General features: G+C 61.2%; 20 protein-coding genes and 1 tRNA gene. 10 read left to right on the forward strand and 11 right to left on the reverse strand.

The annotated features are described in order from the left end of the window. Nucleotides 1-11 precede the first annotated feature (11 nt). From N2A41_RS20250 to N2A41_RS20270, 5 genes are all read right to left on the reverse strand, one after another. Entirely contained in the window at nucleotides 12-326 is a 315-nt protein-coding gene (locus tag N2A41_RS20250) for a hypothetical protein (RefSeq protein WP_260109559.1), read from the reverse strand. A 126-nt stretch (nucleotides 327-452) separates the two neighbouring features. Beyond that, nucleotides 453-866 carry an 8-oxo-dGTP diphosphatase MutT gene (mutT, locus tag N2A41_RS20255; protein ID WP_170278765.1) on the reverse strand — a complete coding sequence of 138 codons (414 nt, stop codon included), beginning with the start codon at nucleotides 864-866 and terminating at the stop codon, nucleotides 453-455. Continuing rightward, on the reverse strand, nucleotides 863-1,669 hold the full coding sequence (locus tag N2A41_RS20260) for a GNAT family N-acetyltransferase (protein ID WP_260109560.1): 807 nt from the start codon (nucleotides 1,667-1,669) through the stop codon (nucleotides 863-865). Before N2A41_RS20260 ends, mutT begins: the two co-directional genes overlap by 4 nt. Continuing rightward, nucleotides 1,650-2,891: a bifunctional glutamate N-acetyltransferase/amino-acid acetyltransferase ArgJ gene (gene argJ, locus N2A41_RS20265; protein WP_260109561.1), complete on the reverse strand. Its 1,242-nt coding sequence runs from the start codon at nucleotides 2,889-2,891 to the stop codon at nucleotides 1,650-1,652. Before argJ ends, N2A41_RS20260 begins: the two co-directional genes overlap by 20 nt. Before the next feature lie 112 nt (nucleotides 2,892-3,003). Continuing rightward, nucleotides 3,004-3,888: a peptidylprolyl isomerase gene (locus N2A41_RS20270; protein WP_170257038.1), complete on the reverse strand. Its 885-nt coding sequence runs from the start codon at nucleotides 3,886-3,888 to the stop codon at nucleotides 3,004-3,006. A 246-nt stretch (nucleotides 3,889-4,134) separates the two neighbouring features. On the opposite strand from N2A41_RS20270, the gene secA reads away from it, so the two are divergent. From secA to N2A41_RS20285, 3 genes are all read left to right on the forward strand, one after another. Next, nucleotides 4,135-6,852 (forward strand): preprotein translocase subunit SecA, encoded by a 2,718-nt coding sequence (gene secA, locus N2A41_RS20275; RefSeq protein WP_260109562.1) that lies wholly within the window; start codon nucleotides 4,135-4,137, stop codon nucleotides 6,850-6,852. A 178-nt stretch (nucleotides 6,853-7,030) separates the two neighbouring features. Next, nucleotides 7,031-8,446, forward strand: coding sequence for a lipopolysaccharide biosynthesis protein (locus N2A41_RS20280; RefSeq protein ID WP_260109563.1), 1,416 nt, complete (start codon nucleotides 7,031-7,033; stop codon nucleotides 8,444-8,446). Further along, on the forward strand, nucleotides 8,447-9,724 hold the full coding sequence (locus N2A41_RS20285) for a GNAT family N-acetyltransferase (RefSeq protein WP_260109564.1): 1,278 nt from the start codon (nucleotides 8,447-8,449) through the stop codon (nucleotides 9,722-9,724). It abuts the gene before it with no gap. On the opposite strand, the gene N2A41_RS20290 is transcribed toward N2A41_RS20285, so the two are convergent. Beyond that, a complete protein-coding gene (locus N2A41_RS20290) occupies nucleotides 9,721-11,352 on the reverse strand; it encodes an AMP-binding protein (protein WP_260109565.1) in 1,632 nt (543 codons plus the stop codon). The two genes, N2A41_RS20285 and N2A41_RS20290, sit on opposite strands and share 4 nt — an antisense overlap. 217 nt (nucleotides 11,353-11,569) lie before the next feature. On the opposite strand from N2A41_RS20290, the gene N2A41_RS20295 reads away from it, so the two are divergent. Then, on the forward strand, nucleotides 11,570-12,550 hold the full coding sequence (locus N2A41_RS20295) for an aldo/keto reductase (protein ID WP_260109566.1): 981 nt from the start codon (nucleotides 11,570-11,572) through the stop codon (nucleotides 12,548-12,550). Nucleotides 12,551-12,639: 89 nt separating this feature from the next. Here the strand turns inward: N2A41_RS20295 and N2A41_RS20300 are convergent, their stop codons facing one another. Then, nucleotides 12,640-13,218, reverse strand: a complete 579-nt coding sequence (locus N2A41_RS20300) for a TetR/AcrR family transcriptional regulator (protein WP_011653696.1) — start codon at nucleotides 13,216-13,218, stop codon at nucleotides 12,640-12,642. A gap of 129 nt (nucleotides 13,219-13,347) precedes the next feature. Between N2A41_RS20300 and N2A41_RS20305 the strand changes: the two genes are divergently transcribed. Beyond that, a complete protein-coding gene (locus N2A41_RS20305; RefSeq protein ID WP_017966375.1) occupies nucleotides 13,348-14,643 on the forward strand; it encodes an MFS transporter in 1,296 nt (431 codons plus the stop codon). 125 nt (nucleotides 14,644-14,768) lie between these two features. Then, nucleotides 14,769-14,853, forward strand: a tRNA-Leu gene (locus N2A41_RS20310). Between the two features lie 80 nt (nucleotides 14,854-14,933). On the opposite strand, the gene N2A41_RS20315 is transcribed toward N2A41_RS20310, so the two are convergent. Next, nucleotides 14,934-15,221 carry a hypothetical protein gene (locus N2A41_RS20315; protein WP_017966374.1) on the reverse strand — a complete coding sequence of 96 codons (288 nt, stop codon included), beginning with the start codon at nucleotides 15,219-15,221 and terminating at the stop codon, nucleotides 14,934-14,936. A gap of 13 nt (nucleotides 15,222-15,234) precedes the next feature. Between N2A41_RS20315 and N2A41_RS20320 the strand changes: the two genes are divergently transcribed. Continuing rightward, nucleotides 15,235-15,573, forward strand: a complete 339-nt coding sequence (locus N2A41_RS20320; RefSeq protein ID WP_260111134.1) for a hypothetical protein — start codon at nucleotides 15,235-15,237, stop codon at nucleotides 15,571-15,573. A gap of 121 nt (nucleotides 15,574-15,694) precedes the next feature. Continuing rightward, on the forward strand, nucleotides 15,695-17,443 hold the full coding sequence (locus tag N2A41_RS20325; protein WP_260109567.1) for a cation:proton antiporter domain-containing protein: 1,749 nt from the start codon (nucleotides 15,695-15,697) through the stop codon (nucleotides 17,441-17,443). Between the two features lie 52 nt (nucleotides 17,444-17,495). On the opposite strand, the gene N2A41_RS20330 is transcribed toward N2A41_RS20325, so the two are convergent. Both N2A41_RS20330 and N2A41_RS20335 read right to left on the reverse strand, forming a co-directional pair. Further along, entirely contained in the window at nucleotides 17,496-17,825 is a 330-nt protein-coding gene (locus N2A41_RS20330; RefSeq protein WP_260109568.1) for a hypothetical protein, read from the reverse strand. 117 nt (nucleotides 17,826-17,942) lie between these two features. After that, entirely contained in the window at nucleotides 17,943-18,233 is a 291-nt protein-coding gene (locus N2A41_RS20335; RefSeq protein WP_017966370.1) for a hypothetical protein, read from the reverse strand. A gap of 196 nt (nucleotides 18,234-18,429) precedes the next feature. Between N2A41_RS20335 and N2A41_RS20340 the strand changes: the two genes are divergently transcribed. Together N2A41_RS20340 and N2A41_RS20345 are read left to right on the forward strand one after the other, a co-directional pair. After that, complete coding sequence (locus N2A41_RS20340; RefSeq protein ID WP_017966369.1) at nucleotides 18,430-19,026, forward strand: YqaA family protein; 597 nt, start codon at nucleotides 18,430-18,432, stop codon at nucleotides 19,024-19,026. Between the two features lie 22 nt (nucleotides 19,027-19,048). Then, complete coding sequence (locus N2A41_RS20345) at nucleotides 19,049-19,570, forward strand: disulfide bond formation protein B (RefSeq protein ID WP_017966368.1); 522 nt, start codon at nucleotides 19,049-19,051, stop codon at nucleotides 19,568-19,570. Between the two features lie 73 nt (nucleotides 19,571-19,643). On the opposite strand, the gene N2A41_RS20350 is transcribed toward N2A41_RS20345, so the two are convergent. Then, nucleotides 19,644-20,201: an HNH endonuclease gene (locus N2A41_RS20350; protein WP_017966367.1), complete on the reverse strand. Its 558-nt coding sequence runs from the start codon at nucleotides 20,199-20,201 to the stop codon at nucleotides 19,644-19,646. Nucleotides 20,202-20,293: the final 92 nt, after the last annotated feature.

Here is a 20,293-nt window from a genome sequence, read left to right on the forward strand (position 1 = left end):
GCCGGCATTCTTCAGCAACCGCCGACACCATAGCCCTGGACGACGCAGACCGACCCGGGCGTCTCCTGAAGAACGCTGCGGCGGATCGTGTAACGCTTGCCGCTTTCACTCTTCGGGATTGATCCCGTCGTGATCTTATCGAAATCGGCCGGCGCGCTGGCAAAGACGCTTTTCTTCGAGGAATCCGCAAGCATCGGCGTCAGAATGAGCGTCAGCGCGACCACCGCCGTGCCGAACAGAAGGGCGATATTCAGCGCACCCGTCCTGCGCGAGGCAGACGAAGCCCGTTCCTTTTCCCGGACAGCTTTCCAGAAATCATCGTCCATGACGTCAAGCCTTTTTATACACGCACGCCAGATGCTTGATTGAGGCCGATCTTTGGCAGAAGGTGTTAAACGATCCATTAATATCCACAGCCGAAAACGGTGTGGCACAATAATAATCAGATAACGCTAAAGTAAATCCTGCAACATCGGGATGAGCGGCTCGTCGGCCGGCGGCATCGGGTAATCGCGCAGCGCCTGCGGACGCACCCATTTCAGCGCCTGGCCCTCCCGGCCCCGGGGAATGCCCTCATAGCGCCGGCAGATATAAAGCGGCATCAAAAGATGGAAGGTCTCGTAAGAATGGCTGGCAAAGGTAAGCGGCGCAAGGCAGGCGATCTTGGTGATGATGCCGAGCTCTTCCTCGAGCTCGCGCACGAGCGTTTCCTCCGGCGTCTCGCCGGGCTCGACCTTGCCGCCGGGAAACTCCCAGAGCCCGGCAAGCGACTTTCCCTCGGGACGCTGCGCCAACAGGATACGCCCATCGGCATCGATCAGCGCACAGGCGGCGACCAGCAATATCTTCCGGCCTGCCTCGCTCATCGCGGCTCCTTTTGCCAATAGCAATAATGATAGGCGTCGCGAAAACCGAGGCGCTCATAGAGTGCGATAGCCGGGCGGTTGGACAGCTTCACCTGCAGCCAGGCCGAACGGGCGCTGCGCATGCGCGCCCAGCGTAGCGCCGAGGTCAGGATTTCGGTGCCAAGCCCCTCGCGCCGCCGCGTCTCGGAGACCGAAAGCGACATGATGCCGGCAAGGTCATTGTCCTGGACGCAGAGAACGGTCGCAAGCGGACCGTCCGTCGCATTCTCGATCATGAACAGGCCGGATGGCGGCTTGATCGCCGAAATGATCTCGGCAAGCGCCGGCTTCAGCCTCAGTGGCGCCTGGTCGACGGCAAGATTGGCGTCGACGAACCGGCCGACGTCATGGGTCGGCAGGTGATCGAGCGTATCCGGCAGCTCCGCCTCGGCAAGGTCGCAGGTCATCACCACCGTCTCATCGAAGCGCGTCCAGTTCTGCGTGCGCAGAAGTTCGATCAGCACTGGCGAGGCAAGCGGCGTCTGGCGGACCACGGCAGCGCGTCCATAGGCCTCGAACTTCCGGCGCGCTTTTTCGAGGCGGATTTCGACGTCGCGATGATCCGAAGGATCGAGCGGCACGATCGAATTCAGCCGGTTGGACGGGTGACCGGCCGTCAGCCGCACCTGCCAGCTGCCGTCATATTGCACGGATGCCGCCGGCCAGGCGCGGAAGCCGACGGCCTCCAGCCTGCGGACCAGCGGCAGATTGTGGAGGGAAATGGATGCCTGCGCCAATGAACGATCAGCTCCGATAGTCGCCATTGATCGCAACATATTCCTTGGTGAGGTCGCAGGTCCAGACCGTTGCAGTGCCGGCGCCGAGTCCGATATCGACTTTGACGGGGATATCCTGCGCCTTCATGACGTCCGAGGCCGCCTCCTCGGAATAATCGGGGTCACGCTCGCCATTGACGGCGACTCTGATGTCGCCGAACCAGATGGCAAGCCGGTCGCGGTCTGCCATCTCGCCGGACTTGCCGACGGCCATGACGATACGGCCCCAATTGGCGTCCTCGCCGGCGGCCGCCGTCTTCACCAGCGGCGAATTGGCGATCGACAGCGCGATACGCTTGGCGGCGGCATCGCTCTCTGCGCCCGTCACGGTGATTTCGAGCATCTTGGTGGCGCCCTCGCCGTCCCGCACCACCTGCAGCGACAGATCCTTCAGCACTTCGTTGAGTGCGGCTCGGAAGGCGGCAAGGCGCGGGTCGTCGGCGCGGTCGATGCGGACCTGGCCGTCCTCGGCTGCGGCACCCGTTGCAAACAGCATCAGTGTGTCGGAGGTGGAGGTGTCGCTGTCGACGGTCATGGAATTGAAGGTCGGGCCGACGCCGTCGGACAGCAGCGCCTGCAGCGCGGCAGGCGCGATGTCGGCATCGGTGACGACGAAGGAGAGCATGGTCGCCATATCAGGCGCGATCATGCCGGCGCCCTTGGCGATGCCATTGATCGTCACGGCCACGCCGCCGATCTCGGCGCTGCGGGTCGAAACCTTCGGATAGGTGTCGGTCGTCATGATCGCCTTGGCGGCCTCTAACCAGAAATCGCCGGTCGCTTCGACCTGCATCCGTTCCAGAACGCCTGAAAATTTGGTGGCATCGAGCGGTTCGCCGATGACACCGGTCGAGGCCAGATAGACCTCGTTCTCGGCACAGCCGACGGCAGCGGCAGCCGACTTCGCCGTCAGCGCGGTCGCCTGGCGACCCTTCAGGCCGGTGAAAGCATTGGCATTGCCTGAGTTGACGACGACGACCCGGGCGCTGCCATGGGGGAGGTTGGCGCGGCAGAAATCGACCGGCGCCGACGGGCACTTGGAGCGGGTAAAAACGCCCGCGACGGTCGCCGGCTTGTCGAAGACCATCATCAGCACGTCGGTACGGTTCTTGTACTTGATGCCGGCGGAAGCCGTCGCCATGCGCACGCCGCGCAGCGGTGGCATCGAGACGAAGGATTTCGGAGCGAGCGGAGAGACGGAACCGGACATGATGAGACCTGCCAATGAGCATTTCCAGGCGAAATGGAAAACCGGTTCGCCGTCCGGAAATGCGACAACCACGATAATGAAGGGCCCGGAAGAACCGGGCCCTAGGCGATTATTATTGCTGCTGCGGCGCCGGCGCGACGGGCTCGCTGCCCGGCTCCGGCTGCTTGTTGGCTTGGTCGTAACCCTTGCGCAGCGTCTCGTCCGTGATCTCGATCTTGGACGAGGCCTTCGCCTGGTTCAGAAGCGCAAGATACTTGTCGCGCATGACGAGCTGACGAACCTGATCCTGCACCTGATCGAAGGGCGGCGGCGGCGCATCGCGCTTATCTTCGACCTTGATGACGTGAAACCCGAAATCGGTCTTAACAGGCGTCTTTGAATAGGTGCCTTTCTCAAGCACGAAGGCTGCGTCTTCGAATTCCTTGACCATGCGGCCGCGCGAGAAATAACCGAGGTCGCCGCCTTCCGACTTGTTCGGATCGGTGGACTTTTCCTTGGCGAGTTCGGCGAAATCCTTGCCGGCGTCGAGCTGCTTGATGATGTCCTTGGCTTCGTCCTCGGTCTTGACGAGGATATGACGGGCGTGGACTTCCTCCTGCTTCGGCAGGGCGGCGACTTCCTTGTCGTAACGGGCCTTGACTTCGTCAGGCGTTACGATGTCGACAACATGCTTCTTGAAATAGGCATTGTGAAGCTCGCGATCGGTGAGATACTGCATGCGCTTCTTGAATTCGTCGGTCTGATCGAGCTTCTCGGCCGCAGCGTCAGCGGCGAGCAGCTTCACGTCGATGGCGGCGGAAAGGGCTGCGACCTTCTTCTGGTCATCGGGAAGCTGCGCCAGCTGCGGGTCGAGATTGGCGACGGCGAGGTCGAGTTCCGACTGGTGGATCTCCAGGGCGCCGACCGTGGCGATGACGGCGTCATCGGCATAGGCCGGGGCCTGGAGCGCAACGAAAGTTGCAAACGCCAGAACGGCAAGTTTGTTGGTGCTCAACATGAAATACCCTTCACAGTTACATTGCCGGTTTCAGCATCCCCTGAATCCAGCCCAAAATAGCCATCAACACCGGATTGTGGCCTTTCTGTATCCGCCAAATCCGTTGACATCATTCGACCCCCCTCTTATCTGTCACGCAACCTCGCGTCCAGAACAGTTTCCGGGCGTTTTAAGGCGCGCGCCTGATTTTCGGCTGGGCCGCGAACAAGAAACGCCGGGGATGAATATTGAGAAAGGGCCAGTCATATGGTCAGCTTTGGCGGTATAGCCCGCAAGTTATTTGGGTCTTCCAACGACCGCCGCGTGCGGTCCTTCCAGCCGAACGTCATTGCCATCAACTCTATCGAAGAGAAGACGAAGGCCCTGACGGACGAGCAGCTCGCGGCAAAGACCGTGGAGTTTCGCGCGTTGCTCGCCGAGGGCAAGACGCTCGACGACATTCTGATCCCGGCCTTTGCCGTCGTGCGCGAAGCCTCGCGCCGCGTCCTCGGCCTGCGACCTTTTGACGTACAGCTGGTCGGCGGCATGATCCTGCATTCGAATGCGATCGCCGAGATGAAGACCGGCGAAGGCAAGACCCTCGTCGCCACCCTGCCGGTCTATCTGAACGCGCTTTCCGGCAAGGGCGTGCACGTCGTCACCGTCAACGATTACCTCGCCCAGCGCGATGCCGCCAACATGGGCCGCGTCTACGGCTTCCTCGGCATGACCACCGGCGTCATCGTCCACGGCCTTTCCGACGAGGAACGCCACGCGGCTTATGCCTGCGACATCACCTACGCCACCAACAACGAACTCGGCTTCGATTATCTGCGCGATAACATGAAGTACGAGAAGAACCAGATGGTCCAGCGCGGCCACAACTTCGCGATCGTCGACGAAGTGGACTCGATCCTCGTCGACGAGGCGCGCACGCCGCTGATCATCTCCGGTCCGCTCGACGACCGCTCCGAACTCTATAATACGATCGACGCCTTCATTCCGATGCTGGCGCCGAGCGATTACGAGATCGACGAAAAGCAGCGCTCGGCCAACTTCTCCGAAGAGGGCACCGAGAAGCTGGAAAACCTGCTCCGCCAGGCCGGCCTCTTGAAGGGCAACGCGCTCTACGACATTGAGAACGTTGCCATCGTCCACCACATCAACAATGCGCTGAAAGCACACAAGCTCTTCCAGCGCGACAAGGACTATATCGTCCGCAACGACGAAGTGGTCATTATCGACGAGTTCACCGGCCGTATGATGCCGGGCCGCCGCTATTCGGAAGGCCAGCACCAGGCGCTCGAAGCCAAGGAGAAGGTACAGATCCAGCCGGAAAACCAGACGCTGGCCTCGATCACCTTCCAGAATTACTTCCGCATGTACGACAAGCTCGCCGGCATGACCGGCACGGCGCAGACGGAAGCGGAAGAATTCGCCAACATCTACAATCTCGATGTCATCGAGGTCCCGACCAACCTGCCGATCAAGCGCCTCGACGAGGACGACGAGGTCTACCGGACCTTCGACGAGAAGTTCAAGGCAATCATCGAGGAGATCCTCGACGCCCACAAGCGTGGCCAACCGGTGCTGGTCGGCACCACCTCGATCGAGAAATCGGAACTGCTCGCCGAACGCCTGCGCAAGCAGGGCTTCGACGACTTCAAGGTGCTGAACGCCCGCTACCACGAGCAGGAAGCCTATATCGTCGCCCAGGCCGGCGTGCCGGGTGCCATCACCATCGCCACCAACATGGCCGGCCGCGGCACCGACATCCAGCTCGGCGGAAACCTCGACATGCGCATCGAGCGCGAACTTGGCGAAGTCGAAGCCGGTCCGGAGCGTGACGCCCGGATCCAGGCGATCATCGAGGAGATCAAACAGCTTAAGCAGAAGGCGCTCGAAGCCGGCGGTCTCTACGTCATCGCTACCGAACGCCATGAAAGCCGCCGCATCGACAACCAGCTCCGCGGCCGCTCCGGCCGTCAGGGCGACCCCGGCCGCTCGAAGTTCTACCTCTCGCTTCAGGACGACCTGATGCGCATCTTCGGCTCCGACCGCATGGACAGCATGCTGACCAAGCTCGGCCTCAAGGAGGGCGAGGCGATCGTCCATCCCTGGATCAACAAGGCCCTGGAGCGCGCCCAGAAGAAGGTCGAAGCTCGCAACTTCGATATCCGCAAGAACCTGTTGAAGTATGACGACGTTCTCAACGATCAGCGCAAGGTGATCTTCGAGCAGCGCCTCGAACTGATGGAATCGACCAACATATCCGAGACCGTTTCCGACATGCGCCGCGAGGTGATAGAGGACATGGTCGACAAGCATATCCCCGAGCGCGCCTATGCCGAACAATGGGATGCTGTCGGCCTGAAGACCGGCGCTTTGAACATCCTCAATCTCGACCTGCCGGTCGAGGACTGGGTGAAGGAAGAAGGAATCGGCGAGGACGATATCCGCGAGCGCCTGACCGAAGCCGCCAATGCGGCCTTCACGGAAAAGGCCGAGCGTTTCGGCGACGACATCATGCATTATGTCGAACGCTCGATCGTCATGCAGACGCTTGATCATCTCTGGCGCGAGCACATCGTCAACCTGGACCATCTGCGCTCCGTCATCGGCTTCCGCGGCTATGCCCAACGCGATCCGCTACAGGAATACAAGTCGGAGGCCTTCGAGCTGTTCACCGCGCTGCTCAACAATCTGCGCGAGGCCGTCACCGCCCAGCTGATGCGCGTCGAACTGGTGCAGCAGGCGCCTGCCGAGCCTGAACCGCCGCTGATGCAGGCCCATCACCTGGATCCGACGACCGGCGAGGACGATTTCGCTCCGGCGATCTACCAGGCATCGGAAGTCATCGTTTCTCCTGAAAACCGCAACCCGGATGATCCCGCCACCTGGGGCAAGGTCGGCCGCAACGAGACCTGCCCCTGCGGCTCCGGCAAGAAATACAAGCACTGCCACGGCGCCTTCGAGCGGGTCTGAGGCAAGTCCGCAAAGATCCGCGAAATGCCGCCTTCGGGCGGCATTTTCTTTTCTTCGGCAACGTCGGAAAACCGGAATTCAGCGTTGGACGGCAGCCTGATCCGGAACCGTTTCTTAACCCTGTCCTGTCAAGACTTCAGGGGCGATTTGCCTGACCTCAGAGTTTTGCGTGTTCATCATGGCGGTCATAGAAACAGCGGAGAAGATGCTGTCCGCGGGCCTGCGCCCAATCGGCGGCCGTACGCTGCGCATGCTTGCGGCCGTGCTCACCGAACGCGGGGAGAAGGCGGCCGCCCAGCGCATGGCGCTGACGGCGTTTTCGATCCGTATCCTCAGCGCAGCACTCGCCTTCGTCTCCCAGATCGTGCTTGCCCGGCTGGTGGGCGAGTATGAATACGGCATCTTCGTTTTCGTCTGGGTGCTGGTCGTCGTCTTCGGCGATCTCTCATGCCTCGGTTTCCACACCGCGATCGTCCGCTTCTTGCCGCAATACAGGGCTGCCGGCGCCTTCGAGGAAATCCGCGGCCTGACCGGCACGGCGCGGATCTTCGCGCTGCTGTCCGGCACGGCGGTGCTCGCCGCCGGCATGCTCGGGCTGCATTTCTTCGGCGATATGATCCAGGTCTACTATCTCGTCCCGATCTTCATCGGCCTGCTCGCCATGCCGATGATCGCGCTCGGCGACATTCTGGAAGGCACATCACGGGCGAACCATTGGCCGGTGATGGCGCTGAGCCCGGTCTACATCGTCCGCCCGATCCTCATCATCCTCTTCATGCTGATCGCGATTGCCATCGGCGCCGAGCACACGGCCGTCACCGCAATGCAGGCAGCACTCGTCGCCACCTTCGTCACCGCTCTCGGCCAGTATGTCGCAACGCTCTACCGCCTTCGCCGGCATTATGACGAAGGCCCGCGCAAGGTCGATTTCCTCGCCTGGTTCAGCGTCGCCTTCCCGATTTTCCTGATCGAGGGCGTGAGCTTCCTGCTCACCAATTCCGATGTCGTCGTCGTCGGCATCTTCCTCGAGCCGCACGACGTCGCCATCTATTTCGCCGCCGCCAAGACGATGGCGCTGGTGCATTTCATCAATTTCTCGGTCAAGGCGGCCTCCGGCCCGCGCTTTTCCTCGATCATCGCCGAAGGCGACCACGCCCAACTGGCAACCGCTGCCATCGACGCCGCCCGCTGGACCTTCTGGCCGGCACTCGGGGTCGGCCTTGTCGTGCTTGCGGCCGGCCATCTGCTGCTGTCGCTCTTCGGCGGCGCCTTTACATCAGGCTATCTGGTGATGGCGATCCTGCTCGCCGGCATCCTTGCCAAATCGCTGGTCGGCCCGGCCGAAACGCTGCTGATGATGGCAGGCAAGCAGAATTTCTGCGTCGCACTCTATGCCGGCGCATTGACGGCCAATGTCAGCCTCAACCTCGCATTGATCCCACATTACGGCATCGAGGGCACGGCGATCGCCACCGCCTCCGCCATGGCTGTCGAGGCGATCCTGCTGCATATGGCCGTGCGCCGCACGCTCGGCATCGTCCTTTTCGCCTTCGCCAGCCCCTCCACCGCAACGCCTGAAATGAGAGTTCGATAGATGGTGCGTGTACCCCCCGTTACCGAAAGCACCGACAGCGCCGCAAACCGCATGGTGCATGATCTCGCCGCGTTGAATTTCGAAGCACCGCGGGCCGAGGCTCGCGCCGAGATCGGCCGACCGGGGCGCGAGCTCTGCCTTTATCCCGGCAAGCTGGGTTATGACCTTCAGGATGAGCTCGATTTCCTCTCCAACCGGGCGATGGAGCCGAACGTCTTTTTCTCCGGCCGCTTCCTCGCCCCCGCCATGCCGCGGCTCGAAGATCGGCAGGTGAACTTCGCCCTGATCCGCGATCACAATGCCGACCGCAGCCGCATGCGGTTCCTCTTGCCGTTTTCGGTCGACAAGCCGGGCTTCGCCGTCGGCCCGTCGATCATCCGCGGCTGGTCGAACAGCTTCGGTCCACTCGGCACGCCGCTCGTCGATGGCGAGGATGCCGCCGAGACCCTCGACAATCTCTTCGAGGGACTGACCGCCCGCGATCTCAATCTGCCCGGCATATTGGTTCTGCCGGATCTCAGGCTGAACGGCATCTTCGTGCGGATGCTCAAGGCCGTGGCGCTCAGCCGCAATCTTCCCGTCACCGTCACCAATCCCTACCTGCGCCCGATGCTGCAGAGCGAGGAAGAGGCGCCGGCCTATCTCAGCAAAACCATCTCCTCCTCGCATATGCGCGAGATGCGCCGGCAGTGGCGCCTGCTGGAGGAACAGGGAACAACGGTCTATGCCGTCGCCCGCCAGCCGCGCGAAATTCATGTCCGCTTCGAGGAATTCCTGGCAATGGAAGCCGGGGGCTGGAAGGGCAAGCGGCGAAGCGCTCTCGTCACCGATCGTTATCATACGGCCTTCGCCCGCGAGGCGGTGTCGAACCTTGCCGCCGTCGATGCCGTACGCATTCACACGATCGATCTCAACGGCAAGGCGATCGCCGCCATCGTCGTGCTGATGATGGGCGGCGAGGCCTATACCTGGAAGACCGCCTACGATGAAAACTATGCCCGCTATTCGCCTGGCAAGCTTTTGATGAGCGAACTCACCGAATGGCATCTCGACGATGCCAATATCGTGCGCTCCGATTCCTGCGCCGTCTCGGATCATCCGATCATGAGCCGCTTCTGGCAGGAGCGCGAGGAGATGGGAACGCTGGTGATCGGCCTGATGCAGAACGGCGACCGCGACATGCGCCAGGTCACCGCCCAGCTCCACATGTACCGCAGCACCCGCAACATGGCAAAGATGCTGCGCGAAAAGATCATGTCGCTTGCCGGGCGAGGCTAACCTTCAGCCGCCGCCCTCTCCCGCAGCAGTCGGCGGATCACCTTGCCGGTGGTCGTCAGCGGCAAGGCATCGATGAATTCCACCTCACGGGGATATTCGTGCATCGAAAGCCGCGTCTTCACCCATTCCCTGATGTCGGCGGCCAGCGCCTCGCTTGGATGATGGCCAGGTGAAAGCACGATATAGGCCTTGACGATTTCAGTGCGCACGGCATCGGGCTTGCCGACGGCGGCGGCAAGCTGCACGGCGGGATGGCCGATCAGGCAGTCTTCGATCTCGGCCGGGCCGATGCGATATCCCGACGAGGTGATGACGTCGTCATCGCGGCCTTCGAAGGTGACGTAGCCCTCAGCGTCCTGCCGGCCGATATCGCCGGTGAGCAGCCAGCCCTTGGCGAATTTTCGTTCGGTCGCCGCCGCATCGTCCCAATAGCCGAGGAACATGACAGAATCGGGACCGGCGATGGCGATCTGGCCCGGTTCGCCGACGGGCAACTCGTCGCCCGTCTCGCTGACGATCGCGACGCGATGCCCGGGCACTGCCCGTCCGATAGCACCGGCCTTGGTGACGCCATAAGCAGCGCTGGAAGCGAGCACGAAATTGCACTCCGTCTGGCCGTAGAATTCGTTGACGGTGATGCCGAGCGTATGCCGCGCCCATTCATAGGTCTCGCGGCCGAGCGCCTCCCCGGCCGAGCCGATGGTGCGCAGCACCAGATCATATTTCGAGCGCGGATCGGACACGGACCGCATCAATCTCAGCGCCGTCGGTGGAATGAAGGCATTGCGCACCTTCATCTCAGCCATGATGCGATAAGCCATGCCGGCATCGAATTTCTGCGCCGGCGACGAGACGACGGGAACGCCGAGCAGAAGGCTCGGCAGCAGCGCATTGAGCAGACCGCCCGCCCAAGCCCAGTCGGACGGCGTCCAGACCTTGTCGCCCGGTTGCGGAAAACCCTCATGGGCAAACTGCATACCGGGAATATGGCCGGGCAGAACGCGATGACCATGCAACGCACCCTTGGGCGGCCCCGTCGTGCCGGAGGTAAAGATCATCAGCGCCGGATCATCCGGACCGGTCTTGGCGATGTCGAAGACAGGGGGATGGCCATCCGCCAGTTCGGCGAAAGCAGTCGCATCGGCACTCGCCCCGTCGATGCTGACGATATGCTTCAACGCCGGCAGGCGTCCGCGGATCTGCCGGATGCGTTCGAGACCGAAGCCGTTGGTGACGACGGCCGCGGCACCTGCCGCCTTCAACCGGTATTCCAGCGCCTCGACGCCGAAGAGCAGCGCCAGTGGCAGCGCGATCGCGCCGGTCTTATAGATCGCCACATGCGCGATCACCGTTTCGAAGGATTGCGGCAATAGCAGCGCGACGCGATCGCCGCGTTTGATATCAAGTGAAACGAGCGCATTTGCAAAAGCCGAGGAAAGGTCGGCGAGCGCGCGATAGGTCATTGCGCGATGATCGCCGTCAAGGCTGAAATGCTCAAGGCAGACACGCTCCGGATCTCTTGCGGCCCAGTCGTCGCTGACGGCGCGGCCGATATTGAAATCCTCCGGAATCCGCCAGGAGAAATCGCGATAGAGATCGTCGTAGCGATCGTGTGACGGCAGCTGCATGGTCGGATTCCGATAAAATGCTGCGTCAGCTAACATCTTGCGGCGCGGATGTGCAAGCTGCAGCCGGAATCGACAGCGATGAGCTTCAGAAGTCGATCACGGATCATTGTGCGCATGCAGCATAGATTCTTCATTTGCCGCCCTGCGACTTTGGCCATCTCGCGCTAAATCATGGAGAGCCGCCTGGGGGTCATCCAATTCATCACGGAGTCGTTTCATGGAATATGTAAAATTCGGAAAGACCGGTCTCGAAGTATCGAAAATCTGCCTGGGCTGCATGACCTTCGGCGATCCCGGCCGCGGCAATCATGCCTGGAGCCTGCGGGAAGAAGAAAGCCGGGTGATGATCAAGCAGGCGATCGACCTCGGCATCAATTTCCTCGACACCGCCAACACCTATTCCAACGGTTCGTCAGAGGAGATCGTCGGCCGCGCCATCAAAGACTTCGCCAAGCGCGAGGACATCGTGCTGGCGACCAAGGTGTTCAACCGCATGCGGCCGGGCCCGAACGGCGCCGGCCTGTCGCGCAAGGCGATCTTCGACGAGATCGACAACAGTCTGCGTCGTCTCGGCAGCGACTATGTCGATCTCTACCAGATCCACCGCTTCGACTACACGACGCCGATCGAGGAAACGCTGGAAGCGCTGCACGACATCGTCAAATCAGGCAAGGCCCGCTATATCGGCGCCTCCTCCATGTATGCCTGGCAATTCGCCAAGGCGCTCTATGTCTCCAGACTGAACGGCTGGACCGAATTCGTCAGCATGCAGGACCACCTGAACCTGCTCTACCGTGAGGAAGAGCGCGAAATGCTGCCACTCTGCGAAGATCAGAAGATCGCCGTCATCCCCTGGAGCCCGCTTGCCCGCGGCCGCCTGACCCGTGACTGGGACGAGACGACGGCACGCAGCGAAACCGACGAATTCGGCAAGACGCTCTACACCCAGTCCATCGATGCCGACCGCAAGATCGTCGGGGCCGTGGCCGAAGTCGCCACTGCCCGCAACATCTCCCGCGCCCAGGTCGCAACCGCCTGGATCCTGCAGAAGAGTGCGGTGACCGCCCCGATTATCGGCGCGTCCAAACCCAACCACCTCAGAGACGCCGTTGCCTCGCTCTCGGTCAAGCTTACCGCTGAGGAAATCGCGGCACTGGAAGCACCCTACGTCCCGCACGCCATCGCCGGTTTCAAGTAGCCGCTGGCTTCTCGGTCCTCAGCACATGCAAAGTAGATCCCTCTCCGCGCGGAGAGGGAGATCGAAACCATCGCCTTTCGCGACTGAGATTATGTTTGGCTTTCAGGATCGAGCTGCCGGCGCATCGTCACCAAAAACTGCTCGGCAAGCGCCCTGTCCTCGACCGCGCGGGCAAGAATGACAGCACCCATCATCGATGACAGTGTCGTCGTCGCATTGGCACGACGCTCCTCTTCCGTTTCGCCGGGAACGATATCGGCAAGCGTGTCGACCAGCACGGACAGCCCATCGCTGAAGACCGCGCGGACCGCGCCGCGGCTGCGGCTGACCTCCTGGATCAGCGTTGCGAAGACGCAGCTGCCACCGGGATCGTCAACCGTGCGCCAGTGGATATAATGATCGAGAAGAGCGGCCAACGGCCGGTCTGGCGATTCGGCGATATGTTCCTTCCAGCGCGTTTCGACCTTGTCGATCAGCTTGCGGCTGACCTCCAGCGCCAGGTCGTCCTTCGAACCGAAATGACCGTAGAAGCCGCCATGCGTCAGTCCCGCCGCCTTCATGATGTCGGCGACGCCCACCCCGTCGAAACCGTTTTCGCGGAAAAGCACGCCGGCAACGCTCAGGATCTTTTCGCGGTTCTCGGCAAATTTTTCGCGGCTGACCCGCATTCGTCATCTCCAGAAATAGGCGCTTGACAAAATATATGACGTCCATCATCAATACGCAAGAAATATGATGCCCATCATGTAAATCGATCCAGTATCTCCTAAGACCTGAATTCAACCGGAATCTTGCCCATGGTTTCCACAGCCCTTGCCTCCTCCCTTGCCCGACGCAACATCCATTACGGCTGGGTCGTCGTCGCCGCGACCTTCCTCACCATGCTGGTCACCGCCGGCGCCATGGGCGCACCCGGCGTTCTCATCAAGCCACTGCAGGACGAATTCGGCTGGGAGACATCGCAGATTTCCTCGGCCCTTGCGATCCGTCTGATCCTTTTCGGCTTCATGGGTCCGTTCGCCGCCGCCTTCATGAATTATTTCGGCGTGCGCAAGGTCATCGTCTTCGCCTTAGCGCTGATCGGCGCAGGCTTCGTCGGTTCGCTGTTCATGACGACGCTGTGGCAGTTGCTGCTGCTCTGGGGTATCGTCGTCGGCTTCGGCACGGGTCTGACGGCCATGGTGCTCGCCGCAACGGTCTCCAGCCGCTGGTTCACCAAGCATCGCGGCCTCGTCGTCGGCATGCTCTCGGCAAGCTCGGCCACTGGCCAGCTCGTCTTTCTGCCGTTGATGGCGGAACTGACGCAACGTTACGGCTGGCGCTCGACGGTGTTTTTCGTCTGCGCCATGATCATGGTTGCAGCCCTTGCCGTGCTTGCCTTCATGCGCGACCGGCCGGCCGATCTCGACCTGCCCTCCTTCGGCGAAACGCAGGTGACGCCGCCGCCGGCAAGCACCTCTCTCGGCGCCGCGCTGATGACGCCGATCACCGTCCTCAAGGAAATCTCAAAGACCTCGACCTTCTGGATCCTCTTTGCCACCTTCTTCATCTGCGGTCTCAGCACCAACGGCCTGATCCAGACCCATTTCGTCACCCTGTGCGGCGATTTCGGCATTGTACCGGTGGCCGCGGCCAGTGTGCTGGCTGTCATGGGCATCTTCGATTTCTTCGGCACCATTGGTTCCGGCTGGCTGTCCGACCGTTTCGACAATCGCTGGCTGCTCTTCTGGTATTACGGCCTGCGCGGCCTGTCGCTGCTCTACTTGCCCTTCAGCAATTTCAGCTTTTACGGCCTCTCCATCTTTGCCATTTTCTACGGTCTCGACTGGATCGCCACCGTGCCGCCGACCGTCAAGATCGCCGCCGACCGCTTCGGCCGAGAAAAGACCGGCCTCGTCTTCGGCTGGGTCTTTGCCGGACATCAGTTGGGAGCCGCCACCGCCGCCTATGGCGCCGGCCTCTCGCGCACGGAGCTTTCGAGCTACCTGCCCGCCTTCTTCGTCGCCGGCGCCTTCTGCCTGCTGGCCTCGATCCTGGCGATTACGCTGAAGAAGTCCGGCCTGAGCAACCCGGCACCGGCCGCCGCCCATTGATATCAGACAGGATCCGGCCTCGAAGCGAGGCCGGATCTCTCTACCGGATCAGTCCGATAACTTCGCTTGCCCGTCTTGCGCGTCCGGGCGCTCGCATGTTAGACAGCCGCCCGTTCGTATCCGTTGCCCCATTGGCGGAATTGGTAGACGCGCTCGACTCAAAATCGAGTTTCGAAAGAAGTGCTGGTTCGACTCCGGCATGGGGCACCATCATCTCAAATTGTCACGTAGTGTCCCTGCCTCAAAAACCCGACACAGGACCACGCAACATAATTCGTATCTAGCGAAGCTTACTTATTCTTCAGCAACCACATCTTGCCGGCCATCGTGATGCCGTAGACGTCTTTTGATGCGTCGTCATCCAGATGCCGCCTCTCCAGAAAACCCGGCTCCTTCAACTCGCCCAGCGTCTTGGCGGTGACCGATTTTATTTTCTGAGGCCGCTCTTTCCACCGGTCAGTTCGTGCATAAGTCACTGTCGCGTTCTCGTGCGTCCATTTATTGGCCGGCTGAGGATAAAGGTCTCCATCCCTGGCGAGTTTAAGTGCGGCAATCTGGGACGGCGTAAGCTCAATCATACTAAAAGATCCTGTGCGGGCGGTGTTTGCGCTGGGAACGCGCTTTTACCAAAGGCGTGCTCATAACACCGACAGACGACTTTCACCACCGCATTGCGATATTCGTGCCACAAAAGGCGAAAACCCGGCTCGTCGGGACCAGGCTTCGTCCTTATCGCACATTTTTTCGTTTATTGCAGCGCCGGAGCGTCCTGGTGACCTCACCTTCGTCGGCCTGTCGGGTGATGCTCCTGGTTTCGCAGGCATTATCGCGATAGCGGCGGTGCTCACGTTCGCGCACGGCACCGAAAGTGACGCCGCGCTCGCTGATGGTGATGCCGTACTCTTCCGCATGTCGTTTCTCCTTTCTTAATGAAAGGGTAACGAGGCAAGACGCAGGTGGTGAGAACGAAGGCTTTATCCCCCAAATCAACTGTTTAATTTTGCTTGCGCTTCGTCCAGAGTGGCCGCCGCGATCACAAGAGAGGGCGGACGTGCATCAGGAAGTAGGACTCATCGCGACGGTCGCCGTCAGTTTCGTTTTCGCAGCGATCCTGGGCTATGGCGCCGACAGGCTTCGGCTGCCGCCGCTCGTCGGTTATTTGATGGCGGGCATCCTGATGGGCCCGTTCACGCCGGGCTTCGTCGCCGATACCGCCCTTGCCGGCCAGCTCGCCGAGATGGGCGTCATCCTTTTGATGTTCGGCGTCGGCCTGCATTTTTCCGCATCCGACCTGCTCGCCGTGCGCGGCATCGCCGTGCCGGGCGCGATCGGGCGGATTATCCTCGCCACCCTGTTGGGCATCGGTCTTTGCAAGCTCTGGGGCTGGAGCCTCGGCGCCGGCATCGTCCTTGGCCTCAGCCTGTCGGTGGCGAGCACCGTCGTGCTCTTGAAGGCGCTGGAGGAGCGCAATCTCGTCAGCGCGGCGAGCGGACGCGTCGCCGTCGGCTGGCTGATCGTCGAGGATCTGGTGATGGTGCTGGCGCTGGTGCTGCTGCCGGCGCTCGCAGAGCTTCTGGGTGGCAATGCCAGCATTACGACCAATCATGGGCTCGGCGACCTGCCGCTGGTGCTGACGATCGGCCTGACGCTGCTGAAGGTGGTGGCCTTCGCCGCCATGGCGATCTTCCTCGGCCCTCGCATCGTGCCCTGGCTGCTGACGATGATCGCCCGCACCGGCTCGCGCGAACTCTTTACGCTGACGGTGCTGGCGATCGCGCTCGGCATCGCCTTCGGTTCGGCGGCGATCTTCGGCGTCTCCTTTGCGCTCGGCGCTTTTTTCGCTGGCGTCGTCATGAGCGAATCCCAGCTCAGTCACAGGGCGGCGGCCGACTCGCTGCCGCTGCAGAATGCCTTCTCCGTGCTGTTCTTCGTCTCCGTCGGCATGCTCTTCGATCCCTCGATCCTGGTGCGTCAGCCGCTCGCCGTGATCGGCGCGCTGGCACTCGTCATCCTCGGCAAAGGCATCATCACCTTCCTGATCGTCATCCTGCTCAGATATCCGATCAGCATGGGGTTGACTCTGGCCGGCGGCCTTGCCCAGATCGGCGAATTTTCCTTCATCCTCGCCGGCCTTGGCGTCTCACTCGGGCTCCTGCCGCATGAGGGCCAGGATCTGATCCTGGCCGCCGCAATCCTGTCGATCACCCTCAATCCGATCGTGATCTTTGCGACCGACGGCCTGAAGAAATACATCCATTCGAAATGGCCCTCCCTCTGGGAAAGCTACGGCAGGAGCAGACAAAAGGCGCTCGGCAAAGAGCTCGAAAAGATCAGGGAGCTCGGCGAAGAGCGCGAGCGCCAGCATCAACTGAAGATGCAGCAGCTGATCGAGACTTTCCCGCTGTTCTCCGAGGTCGATGAGGACGCGCAGGAGGAACTGCTGCTGCTCTTCAAGGCGAAATCCGCGCCGCCTGGCGAACGCGTCATCCGCCGCGGCGACCGCGGCGACAGCATGTATTTCATATCCTCTGGCGCGGTGGAAGTGCGGCTCGCCAGCGGCGCGATACGCCTGGAGCCGGGCGCCTTCTTCGGGGAAATGGCGCTGCTGACTGGCGGACGGCGCACCGCCGACGTCATCGCCGTCGACTTCTGCCAGTTCGAGGTGCTCGAGCGGCGCGACTTCAACATGTTCATGTCGCACCATCCGCATCTGCGTGCCGCCGTTAGCGAAATGGCCCAGAAGCGGACGGAAATGAACGTCCTGCGGCAGCAATGGGAAAAGTCGATGGACCTATCCTGAGACGGGAACCGCAGCTCTCGGATAGAGCTGCGGCGTTTCGCAAAATGATAGACTACTTGTCGAGGCAAGCTTCGTTGGTCGTCGTGCCGCTGTTGCCGCCTTGCGTCTGAAGCGAATTGCCGCTCGGCTGGTCCGGGCAATTTGCCTTGTTCATCGGCATGTTCATCGAACCGCCGGAGCCATTGTTCGTCGTGCTGTTCGTTGCATTCGGATCCAGTGGTACCGTCGTGCCGCTGCCGCTGTTGCCGGTGCTGTTATATTCCGAGCTGCTCGGCGTATTGGCGCCGCTGTTGGTCGGAGCCTGCGGCGGGTTGCTCTGTGCGAAAGCCGACGCCGCCATGCCAAGAGCGAGCAGCGAGACTGCAGCAAGTTTCATCCGCATGGGAATATCCTCCTCGGGATTTTGTTGATCATGAGAAGGAAACCATGCGCCAAAGCCGTTGTTCCGACAGGCATAGGGATTAAATCCCCAGACGCGCGGCGCCGTAGCGGGATTGCCTCAGCCCGCCGGCCAATAACCGTCGACGCAGAAATCCTCCGGGATTGGATCGAGCCGCGACAACGCCTCGGCTGCGAAATCGATCTGCAGCGACAAGTGTTTGAGAGACGCCAGCATTGGCACGCCGGTCGCGAATTCCCGGACGCGGGACAGATGATAACCGCTCTCGCTGATCCGTCGCGCAGCCTCCCGGCGCACGTCGTCTTTGCTTGGTCCACGCCCCTCTGCGGAGAGCCCATCCATTTGCACGGCCTGTCCACGGCCGCCTTCGATCACTTTGAACATTCTCATGCCACCCTGCACGTCGACCCTAAATCAGCTTGCCGCAGAATGGCCGATTCGCAATCCCGTGAAATCTTGGGAGAGGCGCCGATGGCCTGCATCACGAAAATTTTTCGACGGCGGTGGCAGGAAGGACACGGGCGAGCATTTACAGCGCCGCGCACGGCCCCTAAAGCTTTTTGCACCGCAACAGGAAGGAAACGGAATGCTCCGCAGACTTTACGACTGGACCATGTCTTTGGCCTCGCGCAAATCGGCCGAAGTCTGGCTCGCCGTCATCGCCTTCGTCGAAAGCTCCGTCTTTCTCGTCCCCGCCGATGTGCTCTTCCTGCCGATGGCGCTTGCCAAGCCGGAACGCGCCTATCGTTATGCGCTGATTGCAACTGTCGCCTCCGTGCTCGGCGGCATCGCCGGCTGGGCGCTCGGCTATTACGCCTATGACGCAATCGCCAGGCCAGTTCTTGAGTTCTACAGCAAATTCGATGATTTCGAGCGATTGCGAAGCGCGATCCACGGCGAATGGGAAATCCTGTTACTATTGCTGGTGACTTCCGGCTTAGCACACCTTCCGCCGATTAAGGTCGTGACCATTATGGCTGGCGTCATCGGCATGAATCTAGGCTTCTTCGTTATCTCGGCCATCGTGGCTCGTGGTGCTCGGTTCCTGCTTTTGGCGTGGCTGCTTCGTCGATATGGCGAGCCGATCCGCCACTTCGTCGAGAAACGCCTTGGTCAGATCGTCGGCATCGGTGCCGGCGTCCTCATCACACTCGGAATCGCTTATAAACTGTTTGCCCACTGAGCCAATTTCGCGGAGCTCCGCCATGACTGCCACTTCCTCGCCTCTCGCCCGCCCCGGCTTTATTTATTCCCTGTTGCTCGCCATCGGCATGGCGGCGGCGGTCGGAACGGCGCTCGGCTTCCAGTATATCGGCGGCTATATTCCCTGTGCGCTCTGCCTGTTGCAGCGTCAGCCCTATTATTACGCCATCCCGATCGCGATCCTGGCCGCAATCTCCGAACTCGTCGGACTGCCGAACTGGATCACCCGGGCGCTCATTCTCGCGGCCGGCATCCTGATGTTGGTGACGGCAGGCATGGGTGTCTATCACGCCGGCGTCGAATGGCATTTCTGGCCCGGCCCGGCCACTTGCTCGACGACCGCAAGCAGCATGACGACCAATGCCGGCGATCTGCTCGGTGAGCTCAACACCATCAAAGGCCCGTCCTGCACCGACGCGGCGCTTCGCGTGCTCGGCCTGTCTTTTGCCGGCTGGAATGTGATTGCCGGAATCCTGCTTGCGGCCTTCGCCTTTGTCGGCGTTCGCAAGGCCGCCATTGCATAAATTATGCAGGAAACCGAAATGTACAGCGCCTTTTGCGCGTCTGAAAAGACGCGCGATGCTGCAGGCCGTTCGATCAGGGCTGTAGTTCGGTATCCCAGTAGAGATAGTCGAGCCAGCTTTGATGCAGATAGTTTGGCGGGAACAGCCGGCCGTTATTGTGCAGATCCTGTACCGTCGGCTGGTAGGGCTTTTGCGCCGGGAACATGCCTGCCTGCTTCGGAAGCTTGCTGCCCTTGCGCAGATTGCAGGGCGAGCAGGCTGCCACGACATTCTCCCAGGTGGTCTCGCCGCCATGGGCGCGCGGGATGACGTGGTCGAAGGTCAGGTCGTCATCAGCGCCGCAATACTGGCACTCGAACCGGTCGCGCAGGAAGACGTTGAACCGGGTGAAGGCGGGATTGCGGGACGGCTGAACGTAAGTCTTCAGGCACACGACACTCGGAAGCCGCATCGAAAAACTCGGCGAGGAAACCGAATGTTCATATTCTGCAATGATGTTCACACGGTCGAGAAATACCGCCTTGATCGCGTCCTGCCAGGACCACAACGACAAGGGGTAATAACTCAGTGGCCGGTAGTCAGCGTTCAGGACGAGCGCTGGCAGGGCCTGTGGGGAGACTGCAATCGTCAAGGGACTCTCCTGATCGATTCGGCATCTGCACCTGTATATTAGGCCGGTTGTTACAGGATTGTGAAGTCCAATAAATTCAGAGGATAAAGGCA

Source organism: Rhizobium sp. SRDI969, assembly GCF_025152725.1.
In the GTDB taxonomy this organism is placed as follows: Bacteria; Pseudomonadota; Alphaproteobacteria; order Rhizobiales; family Rhizobiaceae; genus Rhizobium; species Rhizobium leguminosarum_I.

Bases quoted from the DNA above. Each gene is read 5' to 3' on its own strand.
- N2A41_RS20250 (WP_260109559.1), bottom strand. From the start codon at position 326: ATGGACGATGATTTCTGGAAAGCTGTCCGGGAAAAGGAACGGGCTTCG.
- mutT (WP_170278765.1), bottom strand. From the start codon at position 866: ATGAGCGAGGCAGGCCGGAAGATATTGCTGGTCGCCGCCTGTGCGCTG.
- N2A41_RS20260 (WP_260109560.1), bottom strand. From the start codon at position 1,669: ATGGCGACTATCGGAGCTGATCGTTCATTGGCGCAGGCATCCATTTCC.
- argJ (WP_260109561.1), bottom strand. From the start codon at position 2,891: ATGTCCGGTTCCGTCTCTCCGCTCGCTCCGAAATCCTTCGTCTCGATG.
- N2A41_RS20270 (WP_170257038.1), bottom strand. From the start codon at position 3,888: ATGTTGAGCACCAACAAACTTGCCGTTCTGGCGTTTGCAACTTTCGTT.
- secA (WP_260109562.1), top strand. From the start codon at position 4,135: ATGGTCAGCTTTGGCGGTATAGCCCGCAAGTTATTTGGGTCTTCCAAC.
- N2A41_RS20280 (WP_260109563.1), top strand. From the start codon at position 7,031: ATGGCGGTCATAGAAACAGCGGAGAAGATGCTGTCCGCGGGCCTGCGC.
- N2A41_RS20285 (WP_260109564.1), top strand. From the start codon at position 8,447: ATGGTGCGTGTACCCCCCGTTACCGAAAGCACCGACAGCGCCGCAAAC.
- N2A41_RS20290 (WP_260109565.1), bottom strand. From the start codon at position 11,352: ATGCAGCTGCCGTCACACGATCGCTACGACGATCTCTATCGCGATTTC.
- N2A41_RS20295 (WP_260109566.1), top strand. From the start codon at position 11,570: ATGGAATATGTAAAATTCGGAAAGACCGGTCTCGAAGTATCGAAAATC.
- N2A41_RS20300 (WP_011653696.1), bottom strand. From the start codon at position 13,218: ATGCGGGTCAGCCGCGAAAAATTTGCCGAGAACCGCGAAAAGATCCTG.
- N2A41_RS20305 (WP_017966375.1), top strand. From the start codon at position 13,348: ATGGTTTCCACAGCCCTTGCCTCCTCCCTTGCCCGACGCAACATCCAT.
- N2A41_RS20315 (WP_017966374.1), bottom strand. From the start codon at position 15,221: ATGATTGAGCTTACGCCGTCCCAGATTGCCGCACTTAAACTCGCCAGG.
- N2A41_RS20330 (WP_260109568.1), bottom strand. From the start codon at position 17,825: ATGCGGATGAAACTTGCTGCAGTCTCGCTGCTCGCTCTTGGCATGGCG.
- N2A41_RS20335 (WP_017966370.1), bottom strand. From the start codon at position 18,233: ATGAGAATGTTCAAAGTGATCGAAGGCGGCCGTGGACAGGCCGTGCAA.
- N2A41_RS20340 (WP_017966369.1), top strand. From the start codon at position 18,430: ATGCTCCGCAGACTTTACGACTGGACCATGTCTTTGGCCTCGCGCAAA.
- N2A41_RS20345 (WP_017966368.1), top strand. From the start codon at position 19,049: ATGACTGCCACTTCCTCGCCTCTCGCCCGCCCCGGCTTTATTTATTCC.